Source organism: Acidobacteriota bacterium, assembly GCA_038040445.1.
GTDB lineage: Bacteria > Acidobacteriota > Blastocatellia > UBA7656 > UBA7656 > Onstottus_A > Onstottus_A frigus.
The window spans coordinates 41,298-43,899 of sequence record JBBPIG010000036.1 but is presented as its reverse complement, the minus strand read 5'-3'; the positions used below and the strand labels follow the sequence as shown (position 1 = coordinate 43,899).

The window sequence follows — 2,602 nt, the reverse complement described above, 5'->3', positions numbered from 1 at the left end:
CCACATTTCTAAATTTTTTTTGGGTCGCAAAACCGGCCCCACTCCGGGGGGGGGTTTCGGTTTCAACTCCAATTTGGGGGGGGGGGGGGGGGGGGGGGGGGGGGGCCGCAACCAGCCCCTAACCCCCAGCCCCTAACCCCGCTCTCTAAAGTTCAAACCACTCACTTGCCCGATCCGGCAGCGCGATCCTCACTCGCTCTTCGGCTCTCGGAAAAAACAACGAACCGTGATAATCGAGCGCCTGAAGCGCCGACAGCCTCGCAAGCTCGGGATGATTGCACTGGCGCGACAAATGCGCGAGCACCAAATACTCAGCCTGCCCGTCAAAGTCTTCGCGTATCCATCGAGCCGTCTCATCGTTCGACAGATGTCCGATGTTGCTGGCGATGCGCTGCTTCACCGACCACGGGTAAGGCCCGACCTTCAGCATATCCCGGTCGTGATTTGATTCAATCATCACGAGGGTCGAGCCGCGCAATCGTTCGGCCACCAACTGGGTGATGTAGCCGAGGTCGGTCACTGCTCCAACCTTCACGCCTTCCGACTCGACGGTGAACGCAAAAGTATCCACGCCGTCGTGAGGTATCGTGAACGGGTAGAAGTTCATCGAGCCGATCTGGAAGGGCTCACTGGAAGCAATGGTCTCGCCCCAGGGAATCTTCTCGCCGTCGTCGGGGAACTTGCACTCCGCGCGTGTCGCTTCGGACATGAAGACGGGCACCCCGGCAGTCGAAGCAAAAACGCGAATGCCTTTCATGTGGTCTGTGTGTTCGTGGGTGACGACAACCGCGGAGAGCCTGGTGGGATCAAGTCCGGCTTCGGTCATTCGGCGCGCGGTTTCTTTTGCTGAAAGCCCGACATCGACCAGCACGCTGGTCGCGCCCGACTCGATGTAGAGCACGTTGCCAGAGCTTCCGCTGCCTAAGATGATCAATCTCATGGAAGAGTCATGGAAGAGTCCGTAATCCGTGGTCCGTAGTTCCGTAGTCCGTAGAGTGGTCCGCTGTCAGTGGCCCGACTGTCCGAACCCACAAGGCTCTTTAGCTACGGACTACGGACTACTGACTACACTGCAATTTGTGCGCGATCGAGATCCAGGGAACCGAGCTGTCCTACTGCGGTGATGGCCAGTTCGTCGCCGCTGAATATCTCGCCGGCCACGCGCTGCACATCGGACCTCGTCACCTGGTTGATACGATCGAGAATCTCGTCGAGCGTGAACTGGCGGCCGAAGAAAATCTCTTGCCGTGCGAGGTTGCTCATGCGCGCGGAGGTCGATTCCAGACTGAGCATGATCGACACCTTTAGCTGATCCTTCGCTCGTTGAAGCTCCGCTTCCGACACCGGCTCGCTCTTGAACCTGTTGAACTCTTCGACGCTCAGCTTGATGACGTCGCTGACTTGCTCGGGTGAAGTCGCGGCGTAGACCGACAGGTAACCAGCATCCGTGTAGGCATTCACACCCGAGTAGACCGCGTAAGCGAGCCCGTGTTCTTCGCGAATCGTTTGAAACAATCTTGAGCTCATCCCGCCCCCGAGTATCACGTTTAACACATGAACCGAGTAACGGTCGGCCGAAGTCATCGACGGACAGCACGTGCCAAGCACCAGATGCGCCTGCTCGAGGTCCTTATCCAGCACTATGCGCCGCGTCGCGTGCAGGGGAGCCGACGCGGATAGATGCACCGGTCTGTCCTTCAAGCTGCTCAGAGATCCGCCGACCATATCCACGAATCTCTCGTGCTCGAGGTTGCCCGCGCCGGCGACCACAAGATTGCGCGGCGTGTAGATGTTTGAAAAGTAATTGCTCACGCGCTCGTGGTTGAAAGTCGCCAGAGTATCAACCGTCCCCAGAATGGAGCGCCCCAGCGGATGATCGGGCCAGAAGTTTGCGACAAATACCTCATGCACGAGATCATCGGGAGTGTCCCCGACCATCTTGATCTCTTCGGTAACCACATTGCGCTCGCGGTCAAGTTCTTCGTCGGCGAAGAGCGGCGAGGTCACCAGGTCGGCGAGCAGGTCAAAGGCTCGCGCAAGATGTTCGTCCAGAACCCTGACATAGTAGGCTGCGACTTCGCGGCTGGTGAACGCGTCGACGTGACCGCCGATGGCGTCGCTTTCGACGGCGATCTCGCGGGAGGTTCGATTGCGCGTGCCTTTGAAGAGCGTGTGCTCGATGAAGTGCGAGATGCCATTCAGCGGCGCCGCTTCATGCCGCGAGCCCGAGCGGACCCAGATGCCGACCGAAGCGGACCGCACGTGATCCATTCGTTCGGAGATGATTGTAAGGCCATTATCGAGGACGGTTTGCTTGATAGGACTCGGTTGCTCGCTCATATCGCACCTGCAGGCGATGCTAACATACGCGTTGAACGGCGTGCAAACTGGCGGTCAGAAGGCAGAAGGCAGAAGGCAGAAGGCAGAAGGCAGAAGGCGGTACCATTTTCCATTTTCCATTTGAGATTTGTCATTTGTTATTTTCCAATGCTCGCAGACTCGCCTAACCTCTGTCCCAAAATGACAAATGACAAATCTCAAATGGAAAATGGAAAATGGTACCGCCTTCTGCCTTCTGCCTACCGCCTTCTGCCTACTGCCT

General features: G+C 57.8%; 2 protein-coding genes. Both read right to left on the bottom strand.

What is annotated here, in order from left to right; translation table 11 throughout:
• Positions 1-145: 145 nt before the first annotated feature.
• Complete coding sequence (locus AABO57_26225) at positions 146-940, bottom strand: MBL fold metallo-hydrolase (GenBank protein MEK6289224.1); 795 nt, start codon at positions 938-940, stop codon at positions 146-148.
• A 125-nt stretch (positions 941-1,065) separates the two neighbouring features.
• Positions 1,066-2,340, bottom strand: a complete 1,275-nt coding sequence (locus AABO57_26220) for a pitrilysin family protein (protein ID MEK6289223.1) — start codon at positions 2,338-2,340, stop codon at positions 1,066-1,068.
• Between the last annotated feature and the right edge of the window lie 262 nt (positions 2,341-2,602).

Excerpts from the sequence above, each read along its gene's own strand:
- AABO57_26225 (MEK6289224.1), bottom strand. The coding sequence starts at position 940 with ATGAGATTGATCATCTTAGGCAGCGGAAGCTCTGGCAACGTGCTCTAC.
- AABO57_26220 (MEK6289223.1), bottom strand. The coding sequence starts at position 2,340 with ATGAGCGAGCAACCGAGTCCTATCAAGCAAACCGTCCTCGATAATGGC.